The sequence below is a fragment of the Clostridium sp. AF32-7AC genome (assembly GCF_003477925.1).
In the GTDB taxonomy this organism is placed as follows: Bacteria; Bacillota; Clostridia; order Lachnospirales; family Lachnospiraceae; genus Otoolea; species Otoolea fessa.
Genome location: NZ_QUEG01000005.1, coordinates 21,037 through 43,643, shown reverse-complemented (window position 1 = coordinate 43,643; position 22,607 = coordinate 21,037). Strand labels below are relative to the sequence as shown.

Annotated in this window: 19 protein-coding genes; 15 read left to right on the top strand and 4 right to left on the bottom strand. The window is 50.6% G+C overall.

Annotated elements, in window-relative coordinates; translation table 11 throughout:
- The first annotated feature begins 162 nt into the window (after positions 1-162).
- From DWZ45_RS08785 to DWZ45_RS08730, 12 genes are all read left to right on the top strand, one after another.
- A complete protein-coding gene (locus DWZ45_RS08785) occupies positions 163-1,455 on the top strand; it encodes an efflux RND transporter periplasmic adaptor subunit (protein ID WP_227589772.1) in 1,293 nt (430 codons plus the stop codon).
- A gap of 19 nt (positions 1,456-1,474) precedes the next feature.
- Positions 1,475-4,483, top strand: coding sequence for an efflux RND transporter permease subunit (locus tag DWZ45_RS08780; protein WP_118468630.1), 3,009 nt, complete (start codon positions 1,475-1,477; stop codon positions 4,481-4,483).
- A gap of 57 nt (positions 4,484-4,540) precedes the next feature.
- Positions 4,541-5,731, top strand: coding sequence for a TolC family protein (locus DWZ45_RS08775; RefSeq protein ID WP_118468628.1), 1,191 nt, complete (start codon positions 4,541-4,543; stop codon positions 5,729-5,731).
- Between the two features lie 14 nt (positions 5,732-5,745).
- Entirely contained in the window at positions 5,746-7,122 is a 1,377-nt protein-coding gene (locus DWZ45_RS08770) for a TolC family protein (RefSeq protein WP_118468626.1), read from the top strand.
- 264 nt (positions 7,123-7,386) lie between these two features.
- On the top strand, positions 7,387-8,529 hold the full coding sequence (gene cobT, locus DWZ45_RS08765) for a nicotinate-nucleotide--dimethylbenzimidazole phosphoribosyltransferase (protein WP_118468624.1): 1,143 nt from the start codon (positions 7,387-7,389) through the stop codon (positions 8,527-8,529).
- A gap of 87 nt (positions 8,530-8,616) precedes the next feature.
- Complete coding sequence (locus DWZ45_RS08760; RefSeq protein WP_118468622.1) at positions 8,617-9,234, top strand: bifunctional adenosylcobinamide kinase/adenosylcobinamide-phosphate guanylyltransferase; 618 nt, start codon at positions 8,617-8,619, stop codon at positions 9,232-9,234.
- Between the two features lie 61 nt (positions 9,235-9,295).
- Positions 9,296-10,081: an adenosylcobinamide-GDP ribazoletransferase gene (locus DWZ45_RS08755; protein WP_118468620.1), complete on the top strand. Its 786-nt coding sequence runs from the start codon at positions 9,296-9,298 to the stop codon at positions 10,079-10,081.
- A gap of 15 nt (positions 10,082-10,096) precedes the next feature.
- Positions 10,097-10,555 (top strand): bifunctional adenosylcobinamide kinase/adenosylcobinamide-phosphate guanylyltransferase, encoded by a 459-nt coding sequence (locus tag DWZ45_RS08750; RefSeq protein ID WP_118468618.1) that lies wholly within the window; start codon positions 10,097-10,099, stop codon positions 10,553-10,555.
- 23 nt (positions 10,556-10,578) lie between these two features.
- Positions 10,579-11,595: an adenosylcobinamide-phosphate synthase CbiB gene (gene cbiB / locus DWZ45_RS08745; protein WP_227589774.1), complete on the top strand. Its 1,017-nt coding sequence runs from the start codon at positions 10,579-10,581 to the stop codon at positions 11,593-11,595.
- A gap of 156 nt (positions 11,596-11,751) precedes the next feature.
- Positions 11,752-12,939 carry an aminotransferase class I/II-fold pyridoxal phosphate-dependent enzyme gene (locus DWZ45_RS08740; RefSeq protein WP_118468614.1) on the top strand — a complete coding sequence of 396 codons (1,188 nt, stop codon included), beginning with the start codon at positions 11,752-11,754 and terminating at the stop codon, positions 12,937-12,939.
- Between the two features lie 290 nt (positions 12,940-13,229).
- A complete protein-coding gene (locus tag DWZ45_RS08735) occupies positions 13,230-14,843 on the top strand; it encodes a cobyric acid synthase (protein ID WP_106999939.1) in 1,614 nt (537 codons plus the stop codon).
- A 16-nt stretch (positions 14,844-14,859) separates the two neighbouring features.
- The gene (locus tag DWZ45_RS08730) at positions 14,860-15,495 is read left to right on the top strand and encodes a precorrin-8X methylmutase (protein WP_107000405.1); all 636 of its coding nucleotides are present in this window, start codon (positions 14,860-14,862) and stop codon (positions 15,493-15,495) included.
- A gap of 82 nt (positions 15,496-15,577) precedes the next feature.
- Here the strand turns inward: DWZ45_RS08730 and DWZ45_RS08725 are convergent, their stop codons facing one another.
- Positions 15,578-15,829 carry a hypothetical protein gene (locus DWZ45_RS08725; RefSeq protein WP_022359551.1) on the bottom strand — a complete coding sequence of 84 codons (252 nt, stop codon included), beginning with the start codon at positions 15,827-15,829 and terminating at the stop codon, positions 15,578-15,580.
- A 207-nt stretch (positions 15,830-16,036) separates the two neighbouring features.
- On the opposite strand from DWZ45_RS08725, the gene DWZ45_RS08720 reads away from it, so the two are divergent.
- The gene (locus tag DWZ45_RS08720; protein WP_118468612.1) at positions 16,037-17,203 is read left to right on the top strand and encodes an alanyl-tRNA editing protein; all 1,167 of its coding nucleotides are present in this window, start codon (positions 16,037-16,039) and stop codon (positions 17,201-17,203) included.
- Positions 17,204-17,405: 202 nt separating this feature from the next.
- Here the strand turns inward: DWZ45_RS08720 and DWZ45_RS08715 are convergent, their stop codons facing one another.
- Entirely contained in the window at positions 17,406-17,642 is a 237-nt protein-coding gene (locus DWZ45_RS08715; protein ID WP_022359553.1) for a hypothetical protein, read from the bottom strand.
- A 185-nt stretch (positions 17,643-17,827) separates the two neighbouring features.
- A complete protein-coding gene (locus DWZ45_RS08710) occupies positions 17,828-18,085 on the bottom strand; it encodes a hypothetical protein (protein WP_022359554.1) in 258 nt (85 codons plus the stop codon).
- Positions 18,086-18,579: 494 nt separating this feature from the next.
- Between DWZ45_RS08710 and DWZ45_RS08705 the strand changes: the two genes are divergently transcribed.
- Together DWZ45_RS08705 and hemC are read left to right on the top strand one after the other, a co-directional pair.
- Complete coding sequence (locus DWZ45_RS08705; protein ID WP_117795481.1) at positions 18,580-19,062, top strand: bifunctional precorrin-2 dehydrogenase/sirohydrochlorin ferrochelatase; 483 nt, start codon at positions 18,580-18,582, stop codon at positions 19,060-19,062.
- A gap of 25 nt (positions 19,063-19,087) precedes the next feature.
- Positions 19,088-21,514 (top strand): hydroxymethylbilane synthase, encoded by a 2,427-nt coding sequence (hemC, locus tag DWZ45_RS08700; protein WP_227589740.1) that lies wholly within the window; start codon positions 19,088-19,090, stop codon positions 21,512-21,514.
- A gap of 108 nt (positions 21,515-21,622) precedes the next feature.
- Here hemC and DWZ45_RS08695 read toward each other — a convergent pair whose 3' ends face one another.
- Entirely contained in the window at positions 21,623-22,477 is an 855-nt protein-coding gene (locus DWZ45_RS08695) for a PHP domain-containing protein (protein WP_117795479.1), read from the bottom strand.
- Positions 22,478-22,607 lie beyond the last annotated feature (130 nt).

Genomic DNA, 22,607 nt, shown 5'->3' with positions numbered 1-22,607 from the left:
TAAGTACTCATAGTATACCACATGAGTTTAAACTGATTGTGAACGGTGCAACACATTTTTTTCACGGTTCGTTTACATTCAGTTTATATGTAGTTGAAACTCGTTTAAAAATGGGATGTTATACTAGGGACAATTAGGAAAAACCAGAAAGGAATATGCGAAATGAGTAAACTATCTTCTCTGATGGAAGCGGCAAAGCAGAATAAAAAGAAAACAGCCATCATCGCGGTGGTGGTGGTGCTCGTACTTGCGGCACTTTTTATGCGTTTCAAGGGTGGCAGCAAAGGAGGTCCAGGCGGCGGTCCGGGCGGTCCAGGCGGTATGCAGGACACGCAGATGGACAATGTGGCGACGGTTGCGGCTGAGAATCCAAAGATCGGAACGATCGAGCGGACAACCAGCACATCCGGTACCGTAGAGGCATCGGACGTTGTCTATGTCTATGCGAAGGCATCCGGCGATGTGACGGGCGTCAACGTCAGCGTCGGTGATATGGTAGCAGCGGGTCAGCTTCTCTGTACGATCAATACCGAACAGGTTGAGACGGCGAAAAATGCGATGGACTCCGCCTCTGTTAACCTGACCGAGGCACAGAGCAATTTAAGCCGTATGCAGCTTCTTTATCAGGGAGGAGATATTTCTGATCAGGAATGGGAGCAGTACCAGAACCAGGCGAAGACGGCACAGTTAAATTATGAATCGGCAAAATTAAACTACGACCGTCAGGTGGAATACAGTTCCGTGACCGCACCGATCTCCGGCAAGATTGAGACGATGGATATTGATGTATATGATCATGTCAACCAGCAGGCGCAGCTCTGCGTTATCTCCGGTGAGGGAGATAAAAGGGTATCGTTCTACGTATCCGAGCGTGTTATGAGCAACTTAAACCAGGGCGACGCGATGACGATTGTAAAAGATGGAACGACTTATGATGGTGTGATTACCGATGTCAGCAGCATGGCGGACGAGAGCAACGGTCTGTTTAAGATAAAGGCAGAGCTGCCGGAGGCGAACAGCCTTTCAACGGGAAGTACTGTCAAGGTAACAGTAACTTCTGAGCGTGCAGAGAATGTCATGACTGTGCCGGTAGATGCGATCTACTATGATAACGGCGTTGGAAATGTCTATGTTTACCAGGACGGAACGGTACATAAAGTGGAAGTCGAAGTGGGGCTTTATAATACAGAGCTGGCGGAGATCAAGTCGGGGCTGACGGCAGATGATCTCGTCATCAGTACATGGAGTTCCCAGCTTTATGAGGGTTCAACCGTTAACTTAAAGGGTGAAGAAACAGATGCGGCAGCAGCGGATGAAGCTGGAAACCAGAAAGCTGATGCCCTGGCAGGCTCTGAAAATGGACAGAAAGCGGGCGCTCCGGCAGATGGTGGAAAGGATCAGCCTGCGGGTGATGCAGGCACCCCGAAAGATGCAAAAAATGGACAGAAACAGTAGGACAGGAGGAATGTAAGACATGGGAGTAACGAAATATATCCTGAAACATCCGGTTACTACTGTCATGGCTCTGTTGTGTCTGGTTGTATTCGGTATTTCATCGGCCTTTTCGGCAAAGCTGGAGCAGATGCCGGAGATGGAGACACCGATGCTGATTATCATGGCAAATTATTCAGGCGCAGGACCGGAGGATATCAGCGAGCTGGTAACCGAACCGATCGAGGATGCGATCGGTACACTGGAAGGTGTGGACACGATTACCTCCGAATCCAGCGATGGACGTTCGATGATCATGCTTCAGTATGACTACGGCACCGATATGGATGAGGCGTATGACAACTTAAAGCAGAAACTGGACAATATCCAGCGGGCGCTGCCGGATGATGTGGAACCGAGCGTTATGTCGATGAACTCCAATCAAGGAGACAGCATGATGCTTTCGATTGCACATAAGACGCAGACAAACCTCTACGATTATGTGGATCAGAAGATAGTACCTGAATTAGAGCGAATTTCTTCAATTGCAAACATTGAGACGCGAGGCGGTTCTTCTAAGTACGTCAGCATTGAATTACAGTCTGAAAAAATGGATCAATACAATCTGACCATGCAGGATGTTGCGAGTGCGATCAGCGATGCGAACGTGGCATCCCCGTCGGGTGAGGCAGATGCCGGAAACCTGGAGCTTTCCGTTACTACCTCCTTAAAAACAGAACAGGTAAATGAGCTGCAGGATATTCCAATCAAGACGCCGGCAGGAAAGATTATTTCTCTGTCGGATGTGGCAAATGTGTATGAGGCAACGAAAGACCGGGGCGGCATTTCCCGTTACAACGGTCAGGAGACGATCTCCGTTTCGATTCAGAAGCAGCAGGACAGCACAGATATGGAAGTGTCCTCGGCTGTAAAAGAGAAAATTGAAGAATTGATGGCAGATGATTCGGATCTGACGATCACGGTTGCAAATGATACATCTGACACGATTCTTGATTCCTTAAAAGACGTAGCAGAGACAATGGTTCTGGCGGTTATCATCTCCATGTTCATCATTTTCCTGTTCTTTGGCGATTATAAGGCGTCCCTGATCGTCGGAAGCTCGATTCCGACTTCGATTTTGATGTCCTTGATTGCGATCACGATGGCAGGATTTTCGTTGAACGTTATCACGATGAGTGCGCTGGTACTCGGCGTCGGCATGATGGTCGATAACTCGATCGTTGTACTGGAGAGCTGTTTCCGTGCAACGGCGGAGCAGGAAGACAAGGGGGCGCTTGGCTATTTTTCAGCAGCGCTTCACGGAACCGGCATTGTCATCAACTCGATCATCGGTTCGACGATCACGACCTGTGTCGTATTCCTGCCGCTGGCATTCTTAAACGGTATGACCGGACAGATGTTCAAACCGCTGGGATTCACGATCGTGTTCTGTATGTCGGCGTCCCTGCTTTCTGCGATGACGGTGGTTCCGCTGTGTTATCTGTTCTACAAACCGAGCGAGGCGAAGCGCGCCCTGATGGGACGTCCGATTGAACGTTTACAGAAATGGTACCGCGGCATCATGGACCGCCTGTTAAACCATAAAGCGATGGTTATGGGATTTTCGGTTCTGGTACTTGTACTGACGGTAATTCTGGCGAGCGGAATGCAGACGGAGCTGATGACATCGGATGATACCGGTACGGTCAGTGTCAGCATTGAGACGCGTCCGGGTCTGAAACAGGAAAAGATCGAGGAGGCGCTGGCAGAAGCGGAGGCGATTGTTTCCGCGAGCGACCAGGTTGATTCGTACATGCTGCGTTACAACGGAGACAGCGGCGAGATCAGTGCCTATCTGAAAGATGACCGTACCATGAAAACAGACGATGTAGCCGATCAGTGGCAGAAAGAGATGGATAACATTGCAAACTGTACGATCGACGTATCGGCATCGACTTCCATGAGCTTCATGGGAAGACAGCGCGGCTATGAAGTGATTCTTCACGGCACGCAGTATGATGAATTAAAAGAAGTTAGTGATAAGATTGTCAAGGAAATGACAGCAAGAACGGATGTCATCAACATCCATTCCAGTATTGAGAATAATGCACCGATCATTACCCTGAAGATTGATCCAGTTATGGCAAAGGCGTATGGACTCACGGCTTCCAGTATCGGAACGACGATCAACCAGATGTTGAGCGGTATCGACGCGACGACACTTAAAATTGACGGCGAGGACATTACGGTAACGGTTGAGTATCCGGAGGGCGAGTACGAGACAGTTGATAACATAAAAGATATTATTTTGACGGGAACAAACGGACAGAAGGTGGCACTGACCGATGTGGCAAATGTCGTATTTGAGGACAGTCCGGCTTCGATTTCCAGAACCGACGGTGCATATGAGATCACAATCTCTGCCGATTACACCGGTGATAATGTACAGCAGCAAATCAACAGTGAGGTAATTACTCCGAACTTAAGCGGTACAATCAGCATTGGGCAGAGCAGCCGTGACCGTATGATGAAGAGTGAGTTCAGCTCCCTGTACCGCGCGATTGCGATTGCAGTCTTCCTGGTATTCGTTGTCATGGCGGCACAGTTTGAGTCTGTGAAGTTTTCCATCATGGTTATGACGACCATCCCGTTCAGTTTGGTTGGTTCCTTCGGATTACTGAAGCTGACCGGCGTCAGCATCAGTATGACGTCCCTGCTTGGCTTCCTGATTCTGGTCGGAACTGTTGTAAATAACGGTATTCTCTACGTGGATACGGTCAACCAGTATCGCTCCACGATGGATCTGCGGACAGCGCTCATCGAGGCAGGTGCGACCCGTATCCGACCGATTCTGATGACAAGTATGACAACCATCCTCGCGATGATCCCGATGGCACTGGCAATCGGAAGCAGCGGTTCCACAACACAGGGTCTGGCGATCGTAGATATCGGCGGTCTGAGCGCAGGTGTGATTGTCGCGCTCTTCATGGTTCCAGTATATTACGCACTGCTGAGCCGGAAACCGAAGGAAGAGATACCGGACATAGATTAATTGGAAACAGAATAGGATAATTGTTAAAATCAGATATATCGGAATGGAGTGACATACATGAATCGAAATAAAAAAATATGTCTGAAGCATCGGATTGCGGCCGGTGCAGCAGCCTGCTCACTGGGGCTTTTTCTGGCGGCAGATGCGCCGATCCAGGTGTTGGCAGCCAGCCCGCAATTTGCATATTCCACAGAAAAATGGGCTTCGCTGCAGGATGATAAGCTCGAATTTGACGAGATTGCTGATCGGATCCATGAGTACAACAGCACAGTGGAGAAGAACCGGATCGAGTACAAGGATTATCAGGGCAAAGACAGCAATGAGATCGCGCAGGAATATTATGACGCGGCAGATGAGATCGAGAGCAGCATCGAGTACCCGGATTCAGATGATGCGAATTATGGTTCCGCACTGGCAGCAGCACAGAGAAGCGAGACTTCCGCGACCCAGATGCGCGAGCAGGGCGACAATAATGTCGATGATGCGAATGTCAAGGCGTGGGGGTACTCGCAGACCGAAAAATCACTGGTACAGCAGGCACAGAACCTGATGATCCAGTACTGGAATGCACAGAAAAATTTAAAGAGCGTGCAGAATCAGGTGTCCAAGGCAGAAAAAGACTATGAGACAGCGAACTTAAAGCTCTCATCCGGAAATGGGACACAGACGGATGTGCTGGATGCCAAGGAGACTCTTTTAAAGGCGCAGGCGTCTATCACCACGGCGGAAAGCAGTATTGCATCGACGAAGGAATCCCTGTGTCAGATGCTTGGATGGAAATACGGCGCATCAGTAGAAATCTGTGCATTGCCGGATCCGCAGGAACAGATGAGTGCATCGATCAACCTCGAAGAGGACATTGCGAAAGCGCAGGAGAATAACTATCAGTTAAAGATTCTGGCGCGTCAGGTCAGCAATGCGATGACGAGTACTCTCAAAGAGCAGTATCAGACGACTCTGACCAGCGGGAAGGAGGCAGTCAAGTCGAATGTCCAGTCGGCTTATCAAAATCTGAAGCTGTCTGAGGCACAGTATGAACAGGCAAAACGCAGCTTTGAATTAGAAGAAAAGACTAAACACACCAACGACCGCAAACTGGCAGCCGGACTCATCAGCCAGAATGCATACCAGAGCGCGACCTATTCCTATGAATCGGCATCCGTGGCAAGAGAGACAGCAGCCATGTCGCTTCTTCAGGCGCAGCTCGCCTACCAGTGGGCGGTTGACGGTCTGGCGTCCACGCAGTAGAAAGGGGTAGGCGGATGATGCGAAATCTGAAAGGAAAATGGATGAACGCGGAAGCTGGGACAGAGCAAAAGATGCGCAAGGGGCAAGAAAGAGACCGAAGCGGTGCAAGTGCTTTGGATGTGCATCTGGACGGTCATAATGTGAAACGAATCGGAAAAAGCAGATTGAGTCGTTCGATCGGAATTGCCCTGGCGGCTTGTATTCTTGTATCGAGCCCGGCGCAGGCGGCGAAAACGCCTTTGATTTCCGGCACTGAAAGTGATTCAGACAGCGAGGCAGATGGTCCGGCGCTGGAAGATGGCACCATAACCGAAAACAGCGCAGACAACACGATCGCCAGCCAGTCCGGCTCCTATACGGAGGAACAGCTCTCGGATTCTGTGATAGAGTACGGGGAACTGGAGGCGCTGGTGCGGCGCGGCAATGGAACGGCTGTCAGCGCCGATTACAGTTATCAGGACAGCCTTGCCGTCTACCAGGAAGCCTACGATGCGATGATTTCCGGTGCCCGGGATATGAACTATAAAGCAGATGAGCTCGAAGATGCGGGCGGAGATGAGGCACTGATCGGCACCTATGAGCGAAATGCACAAACGCTGTCGATGGCAGCGAAGCAGTATAAAAAGTCGCTCACTTCCTTAAATTCGGCGTCAAGCCGTGCGTCCAGAAACCGGACGGTCTGGCAGGTCGTAAAGACCGCACAGATGCAGTGGGGCACCTGCCGGCAGCTTCAGGACGAGGTGGAGGCGGCTGCCAAGACGGCAGAGAACTATCAGGCGCAGGCAGATCGCAAAGAGCGGGAACTGGCAGCGGGGCTTTGCACGGAGACGGATCTGCTGCAGGCTCAGAAAAACCTGTTAAGCGCCCAGACAGCATTACAATCCACGACCGATCAGGCAAATAAGGCGCTGCGCCAGCTTGCCATTCTTCTTGGAAGGAGCGGAGAATCTCTCACACTGGGAGAGATTCCTATCGTATCGGCAGCAGAATTAGCGTCCATGAATTTGGATGCGGACCGCGCGGCAGCTGTCGTTGCAAGTTCCAGTGTCAAATCAGCCAGACGATCCTCCGCAACCGGAGATGCGGCGCGCAAGCTGCGCCACCAGCAAATCGAGGAAGCCGAGAGCGCTGCAAGCGCCTCAGCGGATGAGCAGTACGCTGAGATAGCGGCATTAAGCCTAGAACGCGACGCAGCGCAGGCAGCCTGCCAGTCCGCTGAAAAAACATACGGCGCCACCCAGATTAAGTATCAGTCCGGTGCGATTAATAAAGCAACGTATTTACAGGGTGAGGCGTCTTATCTGCAGAAAAAAGCAGAACTAGAGACTGCCGAGATTTCCCTGCGGACGGCATATGATGCGTATGAGTGGATGTTGAAAGGAGTTGCGTGAGGATCAAGTGATTGCGCTTCCTGAGATTATATGTTTTGTATGGATATGTGAAATAGAATTTTATAAGATGGGTTTAAAAAAGACGGCACTGCCCGGGTGGGTGGTGTCGTTTTCGGTGTGAGAACAAATTTGTATTTGCGTATTGTTCCGGTCGATGGTACAATCATAGGCGGAATTTTGAACCGGTAAACGATAGACTGAAAGGGTACGCCCGTTCACGAACCCATGGAAAAGGGCGGAAACGAAAACGGGAGGAACATATAGATGCAGCAGGAGAATATGGAGACATTGGAATCGCTGGAAGATTTTCGGCATTTTTCGGAAAAAGAGCTGGAAATACGATTTGCTCAGCTTAAGAAACGGATTGTGCCAGCAGATGAAACAATCCGGGAGCAGGCAGAAAAACATTGGGGGCGGGTGGCAAAACCACTTGGAAGCCTGGGAGTCCTGGAGGAGGATATTGTGCGGGCGGCGGCAGCACAGGGCGGGAAAGTGCCTGATTTCTCCAAGCGTGCACTGTTGATTTTTTGCGCGGATAATGGGGTGGTTGAAGAAGGGGTATCACAGACCGGGCAGGAGGTTACAGCGGCAGTTGTTTCGAATATGACACGCGGGAGAAGCTGCTCCTGCCTGATGGCAGAAAAGGCAGAAACGGACGTGTTTCCGATCGATATAGGAATCGCCTGTGAGGTGGAACATCAGGGGAAGCTTCATCCCCTGACAGAACGGAAAATCCGGCGCGGGACTTCCAATTTTACGAAAGAAGCAGCGATGACGCGCCAGGAGGTGCTGACAGCCGTTTTGACGGGAATCGACGCAGTGCGTGTTCTGAAGGATCGGGAGTACCGCCTGTTTACAGTGGGTGAAATGGGAATCGGCAATACGACGACCAGCAGTGCGGTCGCATCGGTCCTGCTGCGAAAAGAACCAGAACTTGTCACAGGATGTGGGGCAGGTTTAGATTCGGCTGGACTGAAACGGAAAACGAAGGCAATCCGGCGTGGAATCGATCTGCATCAGCCGGATCCCATGGATGGCATGGAGGTATTGCAAAAAGTAGGCGGGTTTGATCTGGCGGCGATGGCAGGTGCCTTTTTAGGCGGAGCTATCTATCATGTTCCGGTTGTGATTGACGGGGTTATAGCGGCGGCAGCGGCGGCAGCGGCTGGAAGAATTGCACCGGCAGCGACGGACTATATGCTGGCAGCTCACGTGTCGGCGGAACCGGCATCTATCTGGCTGCTTGATTTGATAGGGGTGACACCGGCTATCCGGGCGGGGCTTCGGCTGGGGGAAGGCACGGGTGCGCTGGCACTGTTTCCACTGCTGGATATGGCACTGTCCATTTATCGGGATATGGATACGTTTGCGGAGATGGAAATAGAGGAATATAAGCCGCTGGTGTGATGAGATATACGGATTAAAACATTTTTTGCGTATGTTTTTAAAGCATGGAAACTGCTGCAATTCGGTGAAAAAGAGGATAAATGAACGATGTTATATATAGTTACAGGCGGCAGTGGCAGCGGCAAGTCTGAATATGCCGAACAGACTGCCGTGCAGTGCCGGAACAGGACCGGCGGAACACTCTGGTATCTGGCAACGATGCGGATTTGGGACGATGAAGGCAGAAAACGGGTGGAACGACACCGGCGGATGCGCGCGGCAAAAGGATTTGAGACGATTGAGAGGTATACAGGGCTGGAAACATTAGAATTAAGAGAGACATTCGAAGAATTAAATCCGGCTGGTTTGGATGCTGAACAGGAAACAGATAGTTTGAAGTACTGGGAGTCCCGCCGAGTGGCACAAAAACAAGTCCTTCTCCTTGAGTGTATGTCCAACCTTGTCCTCAATGAATTTTACGATCAGGAAAATGGCGCAGAAGAGCGGATCCTGCAGGGAATAAAACACTTGCAAAAACAGTGCGGGGATCTTATCATTGTAACGAATGAGATCTTTTCGGACGGTGTGACGTATGAACCGGAATCAGAGCGGTATATAGAGCTTCTGGGGCGGATCAACCGGGAACTTGGGCAGATGGCGGATTCAGTGACGGAAGTGGTGTATGGGATTCCGCTTGCGGTATCTGCGTTTGTCGTCGAAAACTGAGAAAAGAACAAAATGTTAGTATATGGTGATCGAGACAGAGTAGAGTCAGGGGGATCGAAGATTGAATCTGATAGGAAGTTTTGTCATTGCATTTTCCATGTATTCACGCATTCCGATGCCGCGCATGGACTGGACGGAAGAGCGGATGCGCTATGCGCTTTGTTTTTTTCCGCTGATCGGGGCGGTGATCGGAGCGGTAGAGATAGCCACGTTTGCGCTCTGTGAAATTTTGGGTGCTGGAGTTCTGTTCCGGACCTGCCTGTTGACGGCGGTTCCACTATTGATTACTGGTGGAATCCATATGGACGGGTATCTCGATGTGACGGATGCGCGCCATTCCTACGGCGAGCGGGAAAAAAAGCTGGCGATTTTAAAAGATCCCCATACGGGGGCGTTTGCGATCATCGGTCTGGGGCTGTACCTGCTTCTCTATGCGGGGGCAGTTTCTGAGCTTGTGGGGGCGGATGTGTGGCTGCTGCCGGGGGCGCTTATGCTGGAACGCGCGTGCAGCGGCTATTCGGTGGTGGCATTTCCAAAGGCGAAAAAGGACGGGCTTGCTGCTGAATTTTCCAGAAGTGCTGAGACAAAGACCGTCCGCGTGAGTATGACGGTGCTTGCCGTGCTTGCGATCTCCTGGATGATTTACTGGGGGCATCTGCGCGGTGCTCTGGCCGCGTTGACGGCGCTTGCAACCTTTGTTTGCTATTATCGTTTTTCCATGCGGGAATTTGGCGGAATCAACGGCGATCTGGCAGGGCATTTCTTACAGAGCTGCGAGCGGAATGTGGTGCTGGTGCTGGCGGCGATGCGGCTGGCAGGTACATGGCTGCGGTTTTTGAATTTTTGAGCGAGGAAAAACAGAATGATTTTTATAATTGGCGGTAGGGAACAGGGAAAGACAGCGTATGCGATGGAATTGTGGAAAAAACGCACTTTGGAACGAAGAAAAACAAAAGACTTATCCACCGTTCTGAATCTATCGAAAAATCCGGAAGCGTATAGAGTTACAGCGCGCATCGCGGACGGGAGATTGGAAACGGACGAGCAGATGGTCATGCAGGCGGATCTGATCACGCATTTTGAACTGTTTGTGAGGCGTGAGATGGAAGCCGGGCGCGATCCATACGTGTTTGCAGAACGCCTGATGCAGGAAAATCCGGATGCATTCGTGACGGCGGATGAAATCGGCTGCGGCATTGTGCCGATGGAAGCATTTGAGCGCGATTATCGGGAGACAGACGGGCGCATTTGCCAGCGGATTGCCGCATATTCGGAGGAAGTGCACCGGGTTATCTGCGGTCTGGGAATGCGGATCAAATAAAAGAATAGTTGGGAGTAGACAAAATGACAGCAATCAGTAAAGTATTGACAGGAATGATAGAAGGTAGAATGGTCGGATATCACTTAGCTGCGATTCTGGCAGGTTATCTTCTGGATCTGTGCCTGGGTGATCCGCATTCGATGCCGCATCCGGTCCGGGCGATCGGAAATCTGATTGTGTGGCTGGAAAAATATTTGCGTCCAGCTGGAAAAAAGCATGCAACGGAACGGGGGGAACGCCGCGCGGGCGTTCTTTTTGTGTGTCTGGTGCTGCTTGTGACAGGCAGTGTGGCAGGCGCAATCCTCTGGATTTCCCGTCTGGGCGGCATCTGGATTCAGACAGTAGTCGAGGCGGTCATGACTTACTATCTGCTGGCGGCGCGCTCCCTGCGGGATGAGAGCATGGCGGTCTGCCGGAAGCTGGAGGCGGGAGAGATCGAGGGAGCCCGCTATGCAGTGTCGATGATTGTCGGGCGCGATACGAAACCTCTTTCAGAGGCGGGGATCGCACGGGCGGCAGTTGAGACGGTAGCGGAAAATGCGTCGGATGGAGTGATTGCGCCTTTGTTTTATCTGGCGATTGGAGGTCCGCTTCTTGGTTGGCTGTACAAGGCAGTCAACACGATGGATTCGATGGTCGGATATAAAAATGACAGGTATCTGCATTTTGGACGCGCGGCAGCAAAACTGGACGATCTGGTAAACCTGATTCCGTCGCGTCTGGCAGCGCTTTTATTGATAGTATCTGCATACCTTTTACGATATGACGGAAAGAATGCTTACCGTATCTGGCGGCGTGATCGCCGGAACCACAAAAGTCCCAATTCCGCGCAGACCGAGTCGGCATGCGCCGGCGCGCTGGGCTTGCGACTGGCGGGCGATGCCTGGTATTTCGGCAAGTTAGTTCCGAAGCCATATATCGGTGATGAGATACACCCGATTGAACCGCAGGACATCCGCCGTGTCAACCGCCTGATGTATGGAGCAGCGGGAATCATGGGACTTCTGGCACTGGTGATGCGGGCCGTGATTTTGTTTTGATAAGGGAATTTTAACAAAGAAGAATATAAAAAAGTCAAAAAATCCAAATAATGAAGCAATCAAACAGATAAAAATATCAAAAACAGAACGAACGAAGGAAAGAGTAACCAGATAAAGAATACACAAAAAAGAGGGAACAACAGGGAGGAAGCATCTATGCCATACACGCACGGCGGCGATATTTACGGTGATGCAGCCGTAGAGTTAGATTTTTCAGTCAATACAAATCGTCTTGGAATGCCGCAGGCTGTCCGTGATGCTGTGATGGCATCGGCGGCTGCTTGGGAACAATATCCGGATGCTTTATGCCGGAAGCTGCGGCGTGCAGCGGCTGCTTTTTATGAGGCAGACGGCACGCCGATTCCGGAGGACTGGCTCGTGTTTGGAAACGGTGCTTCGGATATTTTATATGCAGTTGTCTCAGCGATTCGGCCCAAACAGGCGATTTTGCTGGCACCGGGATTTTCGGAGTATGAGCAGGCGCTTCGGATGTGCGGCTGCGAGATCCGGTGGCTTCATTTAAAGGATGAAAATGGATTTTCCCTGGAGAGTGCGAGGGAAGAATTGTATGCCATGCTTTGCGATGGCTCCGGGGATGCATCGAAGATAGATTCGGTCCCAACTTTATCCTCTAAACGTGAAAACGTCTGGGAAAAAATTTTGATTCTCGGAAATCCCAATAACCCGACAGGGCGTGCCATTTCAGCCACCGAGCTGGAAAGGTTGGCACAGGTCTGCCGGGAAACACATACCTGGCTTATGCTGGACGAGTGTTTTCAGTGGTTTTTGGATACACGGAGAGAATGTTCGTTTGTTGGAAATTTGTTAAATGGTGTTGGAGATCACGTTATCCTCTTAAATGCCTTGACCAAAATCTGCTCAATGGCAGGCCTTCGCCTGGGCTATGGCATCATCTCCAATGCCGGACTCCGGGAACGCCTCGAGAAGTTCCGCCAGCCGTGGAGTGTCTCGGCTCCGGCACAGGCGGGCGGGGTGGCGGCATTTGCGGTACTGGCGGATCATTCAGAAGGAAATCTGCTGGAATGGACGGTTAAATCTTTGCAGACGGAACGTCCGCGGCTGGCGGAAAAACTGGAAGAACTGGGATTTATCGTTTATCCGTCCCAGACAAATTATCTGTTGTTCCGTTCGCCGGATGAGGATTCGCGCGATTACAAACAGGGTTGTTTAGAGCATGGCATTTTGATTCGCGCCTGTGAGAATTTTGAGGGGCTGAACCGTCATTATTACCGGGTGGCGGTGCGGAACCGGGGAGAAAATGAAAGGTTGATAAATATTTTGAAAGAGGTACAATCTGAAGAAAAACACAATGTGAATTTGTAATAAAAAACGAACCCGTAACTGTTCAGTAGGTCTGCGCATTTACTGCGCTGACCGTACGAAAACATGGGCCAGCAGGCAAAAATCCCATTGCCGTAGGCAATTTTTAATGGATTTTTGCGCGTGACTGTGAAGGTACTGAACAGTTACACGAACCCATAAAATAGCCTCTGTCATTTGAAAGGACAAATGGCAGAAAAATAATTTCGGTTAAGCACAAAATAGCTTCTAAATTAAATAGCTTTGAGCAACCATTATTTGGTAAGACACTCAAAAATAAGGAGGATTTCACCGTGGCAAAAGCAATCATGATACAGGGAACGATGTCCAATGCGGGAAAAAGCCTGCTGGCGGCGGGACTCTGCCGGATTTTCAAGCAGGACGGCTACCGCGTGGCGCCGTTTAAATCGCAGAATATGGCGCTGAACTCCTATATTACCAGCGAGGGATTGGAAATGGGGCGCGCACAGGTAGTGCAGGCGCAGGCGGCGGGCTGTGAGCCATCGGTGGACATGAATCCGATTCTCTTAAAGCCATCCAGCGATGTCGGTTCTCAGGTGATCGTGCGCGGTGTTCCGATCGGCACAATGCCCGCGAAGGAATATTTCAAGTATAAAAAGCAGCTAATCCCGGAAATCAAGAAAGCGTTTCAGCACTTGTCCGAACAGTACGATATCATCGTGATCGAGGGCGCCGGCAGCCCGGCGGAGATCAACTTAAAATCGGATGATATCGTGAACATGGGAATGGCGCGCATGGCGGGTGCGCCAGTGCTGCTTGCCGGGGACATCGACCGGGGCGGTGTGTTTGCACAGCTCTATGGAACGGTAGCGCTTCTGGAACCGGATGAACAGGCGATGGTAAAGGGGCTTATCATCAACAAATTCCGCGGCGATAAGACGATCCTGGATCCAGGTGTTGAGATGATCGAGAAATTATGCAAGATTCCGGTGGTCGGCGTCGTTCCGTACATGGATGTGGATATCGAGGACGAGGATAGTTTAAGCAGCCGCCTTTCATCCACAGGGCGGAATAATACCCTTAAACAGGAAAACGAGTCATCTGAAAAACATGTAGAGGCATGGATCGACATTGCAGCCATCCGCTTTCCGCGTTTATCCAATTTCACTGACCTGAACGTCTTTGACCCGATCCCCGGCGTTTCGGTGCGTTATGTGAGCCGCCTGTCTGAGCTGGGGCGACCGGATCTGATTGTTCTTCCGGGAACGAAGAATACGATCGAGGATCTGCTCTGGATGCGGCAGAATGGTCTGGAAGCGGCAGTTTTAAAGAAAGCAGCCGGAGGAACGCCGATCTGGGGCATCTGCGGCGGCTATCAGATGATGGGACAGACGCTGTCAGATCAGGAAGGAACCGAGGCGGGTGTGCCTGGGCGTACGATCTCCGGTATGGGACTTCTGCCGTTACAGACACAGTTTCAGGAAGAAAAGACCAGGACGCAGGTCAAGGGATGTTTCGGGACGGTCAGCGGTATCTTTTCCGGGCTTTCGGGGATGGAGGCGGAAGGATATGAAATACATATGGGAGAGACATCATCTGTCGGCGGTGATATTGTTAAGAACGTGATCAAGGAGCAGGAAAAAGCCGTAAATCATAGTTTATTGAAACTCAGGGAAGAACAGGCGGGAAACCACACTGAAAAACAGGATGGCTGCTGCCGGGACAACCTTTACGGCACTTACGTCCACGGCATTTTTGACAAGGCAGAGGTGGCGGAGACGATTGTCTGTGCGCTGATGAAAGAAAAAGGAATGGAGCCGGAAGTCGGCGGATTATCGTTTGATTATGAGAAATACCGGGAAGAGCAGTACAACCGGCTGGCAGACACGATGCGGAAGTACTTGGATATGGAAGCAATTTACCGGATTCTGGAAGAGGGAGTGTAGATAGATGGATGAGAAAATGAAAGAACTCAGTCAGGTATTGCCGTCGGAGATCGAGGCGAGAAGTTTTGAGATTATCACCGAGGAGCTGGGGGAACGGACATTTCCGGAGAAAGAAGCACCAATTGTGAAACGCGTGATTCACACGACAGCCGACTTTGAGTACGCAGATTCGCTTGTATTTTCACCGGGCGCAGTCGATAAGGCGTTGGAAGCCCTGAAAAATGGGGCGTGCATCGTGACTGATACGAATATGGGAAAATCCGGCATCAACAAGCGCGCGCTTGCGTCGCTGGGCGGCGAGGTCTACTGTTTTATGGCGGACGAGGATGTCGCGAAGAAAGCGGCAGCGTCCGGGACCACCCGTGCGGTTGCCAGCATGGACAAGGCGGCAGAAATGGGAAAAGACTGTATTTTTGCAGTTGGGAATGCACCGACCGCGCTAGTGCGTCTGTACGAGTTGATTCAGGAGGGAAAAATCCACCCGAAGCTCATCATCGGCGTGCCGGTCGGCTTTGTCAATGTCGTGCCGTCCAAGGAATTGATTATATCCTTGCCGGACACTCCTTATATTGTGGCAAGAGGCAGAAAAGGCGGCAGCAATGTAGCCGCCGCGATCTGCAATGCATTGATTTATCAGTTGACGCGCAAATAAGATGTGATGGTGTTAAATCTGCGGTATTAAAATGTACATGGATGCATTCTCAAAAGATATGCTGGATATGGGCGGATGTTTATCAGCAGCCAAAGCCACCGCCGCCACAGCAGCAGCACAGAAGCAGGATCCAGATCAGGCAGTCGCAGTTGTTGCCGCCGCATCCGTGATCAAAGCATCCGCCGCCACATCCGCCGCAGCACAGCAGAATCAGAATCAGAAAGAGACAGTTGTTGTTGCCGAAACCGCCGCATCCACAGCCACAATTACAGCCGCAGCTTCCTCCGTTGTTATCACATCCGCAACCGCAGTTGGTAGCCGCTAAATCACTCATGGTTATGTCCTCCGAGATTTTCTATACACTTCATCATATGAGGGGCAGCTTGCCACAGTTTCCATAAATCAGGAAAATTAGGACGGAAATATTTTACTATAAATTTTTTGTTGAAATAATCTAGATAACCGGGCGGATCGACATGGATGTTTATCCATAACGATTTGTCACAGAACATTGTACAACGAAATGAAAAGAGGAATGAAAATGGAACCGTTATATTATCAGACACCGTATGTAAAAGAATTTGATGCCATCGTCACTGCCTGCCGTCCGGCAAAGCACGGATTTGAGGTGGAACTTTCCCAGACCGGATTTTACCCGGAGGGCGGCGGACAGCCGTCGGACACCGGACGGATCGGGGAAGTGCATGTGACACATGTGGAGGAGAAACATGGCGTGGTTGTTCATGAGACGGACGCGCCGCTGGAGGTGGGAAGCACCGTTCACGCGGCCATCGACTGGGAACAGCGTTTTTCCAACATGCAGCAACATACGGGAGAACATATCATATCGGGGCTGATTCATGCCGCATACGGATATGATAATGTCGGATTTCATATGGGACACGATGAAGTGACGGTCGATCTGAATGGTCCGCTTAACTGGGAACAGTTAAAGGAAATCGAGAAGAAGGCAAATGCGGTTGTCTGGGCGAATCTTCCGGTACAGGTGACATATCCGGGTGAGGAGGAATTGAAAACCATCGATTACCGCAGCAAGAAAGAGCTGACTGGTCAGGTCCGCATCGTAGAGATTCCGGGGGCGGATATCTGTGCCTGCTGCGGCACACACGTGGATTACACGGGAGAGATCGGCGTGATCAAGGTGCTTTCCCTGATGAATTACAAGGGCGGTGTGCGTTTCTCCATGCTCTGTGGTGACCGTGCGCTGGAGAATTTTGAGGCGAAGACGGAGCAGATGCAGACGATCTCTAACCTGCTTTCTGCAAAACCGGAGAAGGCGGCGGAGGCGGTCAGCCATCTGAAAGAGGAGAGCGGGCGTAAGGACGGTAAGATCAATCGCCTCTGGCAGCGCATTCTCACCATGCAGGCAGACGTCTATCCGCAGGGGCAGAAAGCGCTGACTGTATTTGAGCAGGGCATGACGCCAGTTCTGGTGCGTCAGTTTGCAAATCTGCTATTGGAACAGGAAAAAGGAGAGACCGTGCTGGTGTGCTCTGGCGATGATGCGTCAGGTTATAACTACACAGCCGGAAGCCTCGGTCGTGATATGCGTGCATTCGGAAAAGAATTAAACGCCCGTCTGCAGGGACGCGGCGGCGGGAGCACCCAGATGGTGCAGGGAACATTCCGGGCGTCGCGGGAAGAAATTGAAAAAGTCTTTCAAGAGCTGGCGCGGATAGAAGCGTAGCTGTTTAGAAGGTTTGCGTGTTTACTGCGTGAAGTATGAGAAACGGTTTGACTTAGATTCATAAAACGGAAAAAAGCTTCCTGTGCAGCAGAGCCAATCTGCCATGCAGCCAGGAAGCTTTTTTATACAGTTTCTATCGTATCATTCAAACATTTTTTTATACAACGGCAAGGTACATACCGTGTACACCTCAGAAGAGAGCTTACTCCCCCTGATACATAAATTTAATCAGTCGGTCTAAGTCCTCTTTCTCATAAGCAACCAGCTCCAGCTCTTTGATATAGCCATTGGAAAAAATATTTGCCATCGACAGATACTGGGACAGCTTGGATTTCAGGTTAATGCGGTCGCCCTCCGGGGAAACCAGCTCGACGGTTCCTTTGCAGGAATCAATTACTTTAAAAAATGTGTTTACATCGGAAATATTCTGGATTTTCATATTTAGCCCTCCTTCATGGATTGGCACACAACCCTGTGTGCAGTTTATAATTTCGTCAATCTTTTAACAATGATAATTATAACAGACCTCTATAAAGGGCGCAATGCTCACATTTTCCAAAAAAATCCTTAAAAAAATATCCCTGTATGTCAAAAATACAGGGATGTCCAAGAAAAGATTGTCTATTAATTGTCAAAATCAATATGAAACGTGTCGTTATTTGCGGTAATATGAACATAGGAGAGATTGAAGGACTCATCCAGAATGTCTACCTTGTATTCAAATACGACGCCATTGTCTTTTTTGGAGAGAAACAGATAGGTTCCATTTTCTTTTTCCTCCATCTGATCGCAGATGTCGTTGTAGATATCCTCGCCGTTTACCTCGCCCGGATAGCCGGAAGCTTTGATCTTGTCTTCGATTGCTTTGTAAAATTCTTCCATCGTTGTAACTCCTTTATTGGTATTAGTCAATCTTTTTATACTCATTGTATTGAATTTAAATGTGTTATAAGTATACAAAATCTGCACCGTTCTGGCAAGACAAAACAAGGATTACTTTTTACGTATGCGGGTATTAATAAAAGAGGGTTACTGTACACGCATACGTAAAAAGTAACGGAATTTGCCGTGGCTTCGCATTTAAATACGGCAAATTCCTGCTGCCACCACGTTTTCTTACGGCACTTTCGGTTCCAAAAGTGCCTACCCGTGAACAGAAACAAAAGAGGTTTTAAAATGAAAAATAGGTCTGCCTCATGCTTGATTTATAAAACGTGAAACCTTATAATAATACGGAAATACGGTTTTGAAGAGATGAACTCAATTCCGGTGGCATAGAAACAAACGAAGTAACTGTTCAGTAGGTCTGCGGATTTATTGCGCGTGACTGTGAAGGCACTGAACAGTTACCAAACGAAAATAGTGGGAGAAGAGAAATGTCCTATTTTCCGATTTTTATAGATATGACAGATCGGCAGGTGCTGGTTGTGGGAGCTGGAAGTGTGGCATCGAGGCGGGTCGGCGTGCTGGAAAAATTTGGCGCAGCGATCACGGTGATTGCACCGAACACTTCGGAAGAGATACGGAAGCTGGCGGATTCACGGAAAATCCGTCTGATTGAACAAACCTATGAGGAAGTTCGTGATACGATCTGGCAGGAAAAAAACTTTTTTATGGCGCTGGCAGCGACCGGGCAGACGGGGACGGACGCACGGATCAAGGAGGATGCGTCGAGCCATTCCGTCTGGTTTAATATGGCTTCCGATAAAAGTCAGTCAGAGTTTTATTTCCCGGCGATCGCCCAGGGCAGAGAACTGACAGCCGGATTGATTTCTGGCGGAGCGGATCCGGGATTGACGCATCGTGTGGCAAAAGAAGTACGCCGCGTACTGGCGGAGGCAGAGGTAGAAGATACTTAATATATTTTATAGAGGAGATTAAAAATTGACAGATAAAAATAGGATCCGCGTAGGCAGCCGCGACAGTGCGCTGGCAGTTGTTCAGTCAAAGATGGCGATCGCAGCGATGCAGAATGTCTGTCCGGAGACAGGATTTGAATTGATCACGATGAAAACGACGGGAGACAAGGTGCTTGACCGTCCACTCGATGCGGTTGGCGGCAGGGGATTGTTTGTAAAAGAGCTGGATCAGGCGCTTTATGAAGGGCGGTGCGAGCTGACAGTTCATTCCTTAAAAGATATGCCGCTCTGTCCGCCGGAGGAGCTGCCGGTGCTGGCGCTTTTAGAGCGCGAAGATTGCCGCGATGTGCTGGTTCTGCGTGAAGGCTTATCCGAGCTTCCGGCACACCCGGTAATTGGAACTTCCAGCCGCCGCCGCGTCCTACAGGGGCAGAGATTATTCCCGGATGCAGAATTTAAGGGGATCCGAGGCAACCTGAACACGCGTTTGCGAAAGCTCGATTCTGGCGAATATGATGCGCTGATTCTGGCAGCGGCGGGGCTGATTCGTCTGGGATTTGCAGATCGCATCAGCCGTTATTTTTCTGTGGAGGAAATGATCCCGTCAGCAGGACAGGGCATTCTGGCAATCCAGGGACGGCGTGACCGGGAGATTCCTTTTGTGAAAATGGTTCACTCTGAGGAGTCTGCGGTTTTAACCAGGGCAGAACAGGGCTTTGTCGCCACGCTTGGAGGCGGATGTTCGTCGCCGACGGCAGCTTCGGCGGTGCTTGAAAATGGAAAAATCAAGCTGCGAGGTCTTTATTATAAGGAAGAAACGGGAGAAGTCCGTATTGGTTCCATTGAGGGCGACGCAGAGAAAGCAGCGGAGCTTGGAAGAAAATTGGCGGAACAGTTATCGGGAAAGCCTGCACTGTCTCCGCTGGGGAAAGTCTACCTTATCGGCTCGGGCCCTGGCGATGCAGGGCTTTTTACCCTGCGCGGCAGAGAACTTCTGGAGCAGGCGGATGCCGTCGTCTACGACGCTTTGGCAGGCGACGCGGTACTGGGCTGGATTCCGGAGCATACGCGGAAAATTGACGTTGGTAAACGGAGTGGACGCCATTCGAAGAAGCAGGAAGAAATCTTAGAAATTTTATTAGAGGAAGCGAAAAAGGGCGGAACGATCGTGCGCCTCAAGGGCGGGGATCCGTTCGTCTTTGGACGCGGCGGCGAAGAAGCTGAATTTTTAAAGAAACATCAGATCCCGTTTGAGGTGGTTCCGGGTATCAGCTCCAGCCTGGCAGTTCCGGCATATTTTGGCATCCCGGTGACGCACCGAGGATTGGCGGGATCGTTTCATGTGATTACCGGACATCGTATGGAGGGCATGCCGGCTCTGGATTTTGAGGCACTTGCTCGGGTCGGCGGCACCTTAATTTTTCTGATGAGTGTTGCGAATGCGCCGAGGATCTGTGAGGGGCTTCTGAATGCGGGAATGAAACCGGAGACGCCGGCGGCATTTCTGATGAACGGAACCCTTGCGTCCCAGAGAATGATCCGCGCAACCCTGCAGACACTTCCGGAAGAGGGTGTGCGTCAGGGCGTCAAGGCGCCTGCCATCCTTGTGATCGGGGAGGTCTGTGCGCTTGCTGATACGTGTGCATGGAGAGAAGAAAAGCCGTTGGCAGGAAAACGGATCGTGATTACCCGCCCGAAGGAGCGCAGCCAGAAGCTGGCGGAACATCTGCGCGATGCCGGAGCGGAGGTGCTGGAATTTCCGACGATTGAGTTAAAACCGGTCTGGAAAAAATCAGAAAAAGCGGATGCTGGCACAGCGGATAAAGAAAAACTGTATGAACTGGTTCGGAATCTGGAATCGTATCACTGGCTGGTGCTCACGAGTCCGGCAGGGGCGCAATATTTCTTTGAGCTTTTGAACCGGATGCAGAAAGATTTCAGGAGCCTTTCCCATCTGCGTTTTGCTGTGATCGGCGAGGGAACCGCGTCCGTCTGCCGGGAACACGGTATTTACCCAGATTATATTCCGGAGCGCTTTTATGCGGCAGATCTCGGAAAAGGGCTGGCAAAATGGGTGAAGCAGAACGAACGCGTATGCATCCTGCGCGCCAGACATGGTTCGCCGGAACTGACGCAGGCATTTGAAGCTGCCGGAATATCCTATATGGATGTGACACTTTACGATACGATCACGCCGGAGGAATCGCCGCTTGCAGAGCGCATCCGTGAACTCCTAAAAGAGGGCGCGATCGATGCGGCCACGTTTACGAGCGGATCGACGGTACAGGGATTCCTGGATATTTTACAGCCGGATAAGGAGACATTGAACGGATTTACAGCCGTCTGTATCGGAGAAAAGACAGAAAAAACCGCCAGCGCGGCGGGAATGAAAGCCGTACTGGCGGAGTCCGTCTCGGAAGAAGGGATTGAGCAGGCGCTCTATCATATGTAAACACATAAACAGACGTCTGTTCAGCAGGTTCATGAAGAAGTTTTCATATAGATTGTAAATGCCTGAACATACGGAACCGATAGAAGCGTGAGCGGGTAAATCAGCATTTTAGCTGTTTTTCTGCTGTAACCGGGCTTTTATGTTGTCCAGCAGCAGTGCAGAAACCCGCAGACCGCCGTAGCCGCTTCCAAGATGGATATCTGGTTTGTTGGCACCGTGAAAATCGGAACCGCCGGTGGAGACCAGACCGAGACGGGAAGCTATTTCACGTAAATGAAGACTGTCGGATTGAGAGTGTGAGGAATAATAAACCTCGATGCCCATCATTCCGGCTTCTTTTAAATAGGAGAGAAGCTGCTCGGTCTTTTTCCAGCCAAGTTTATACTGGAGAGGATGTGCGAGCGCTGGTAAACCGCCAGCTACACGGATCAGGCGGATCGCTTCCTCCGGCTCAATCATCTGCTTCGGGCGGTAATATTTTTTGCCGTCCCCGAGGTATTTATCAAATGCCTGGCTGACCGAAGTGACACAGCCTTTTTCAAGCAGTGCGCGTGCAAAATGAGCACGGGTGATGACAGTGTGTTCATTTCCGTGAATTAAATCTTCATATTTAATGGGAAATCCATCTGCCTGAAATAAAGCGAGAAGCTCTTCATTGCGCCGGTTGCGGATCTCGCGGACCTGCCGCAGTGCAGATAAAAGTTCCGGGCAGTGCGGGTTCAGGTAGAGCCCCAGAATATGGATTTCTTTTCCTTCATAAGGACTGGAAAATTCGGCACCGGGAATGACAGTCAGGGAGGTGTTCTCGGCTGCCTGCATGGCTTCCGCAACGCCGTCAACTGTATCATGATCCGTCAGCGCATAGGCGGTCAGACCGCATTGGAGCGCCAGCTTTGTCACTTCGGTGGGCGTGAGTGTGCCGTCCGAAGCAGTAGAATGAACGTGTAAATCAATTAACTGCATAGATGCAGACCTCCTTCTGCTGTAAGACTACCCGCATTAGATGGAAAAGTCAAGTATGCGGCAGATACCCGCTGCAGTTTGCCAGTGTGTAAACGGGAACAAAAATGATTGTTTACATCAGATATATTTG

Coding starts and splice junctions, on each gene's coding strand:
- DWZ45_RS08740 (WP_118468614.1), top strand. CDS start 11,752: ATGCCATACACGCACGGCGGCGATATTTACGGTGATGCAGCCGTAGAG.
- cobT (WP_118468624.1), top strand. CDS start 7,387: ATGCAGCAGGAGAATATGGAGACATTGGAATCGCTGGAAGATTTTCGG.
- cbiB (WP_227589774.1), top strand. CDS start 10,579: ATGACAGCAATCAGTAAAGTATTGACAGGAATGATAGAAGGTAGAATG.
- DWZ45_RS08760 (WP_118468622.1), top strand. CDS start 8,617: ATGTTATATATAGTTACAGGCGGCAGTGGCAGCGGCAAGTCTGAATAT.
- DWZ45_RS08730 (WP_107000405.1), top strand. CDS start 14,860: ATGAAAGAACTCAGTCAGGTATTGCCGTCGGAGATCGAGGCGAGAAGT.
- DWZ45_RS08780 (WP_118468630.1), top strand. CDS start 1,475: ATGGGAGTAACGAAATATATCCTGAAACATCCGGTTACTACTGTCATG.
- DWZ45_RS08750 (WP_118468618.1), top strand. CDS start 10,097: ATGATTTTTATAATTGGCGGTAGGGAACAGGGAAAGACAGCGTATGCG.
- DWZ45_RS08770 (WP_118468626.1), top strand. CDS start 5,746: ATGATGCGAAATCTGAAAGGAAAATGGATGAACGCGGAAGCTGGGACA.
- DWZ45_RS08710 (WP_022359554.1), bottom strand. CDS start 18,085: ATGGAAGAATTTTACAAAGCAATCGAAGACAAGATCAAAGCTTCCGGC.
- DWZ45_RS08785 (WP_227589772.1), top strand. CDS start 163: ATGAGTAAACTATCTTCTCTGATGGAAGCGGCAAAGCAGAATAAAAAG.
- DWZ45_RS08720 (WP_118468612.1), top strand. CDS start 16,037: ATGGAACCGTTATATTATCAGACACCGTATGTAAAAGAATTTGATGCC.
- DWZ45_RS08695 (WP_117795479.1), bottom strand. CDS start 22,477: ATGCAGTTAATTGATTTACACGTTCATTCTACTGCTTCGGACGGCACA.
- DWZ45_RS08725 (WP_022359551.1), bottom strand. CDS start 15,829: ATGAGTGATTTAGCGGCTACCAACTGCGGTTGCGGATGTGATAACAAC.
- DWZ45_RS08775 (WP_118468628.1), top strand. CDS start 4,541: ATGAATCGAAATAAAAAAATATGTCTGAAGCATCGGATTGCGGCCGGT.
- DWZ45_RS08705 (WP_117795481.1), top strand. CDS start 18,580: ATGTCCTATTTTCCGATTTTTATAGATATGACAGATCGGCAGGTGCTG.
- DWZ45_RS08715 (WP_022359553.1), bottom strand. CDS start 17,642: ATGAAAATCCAGAATATTTCCGATGTAAACACATTTTTTAAAGTAATT.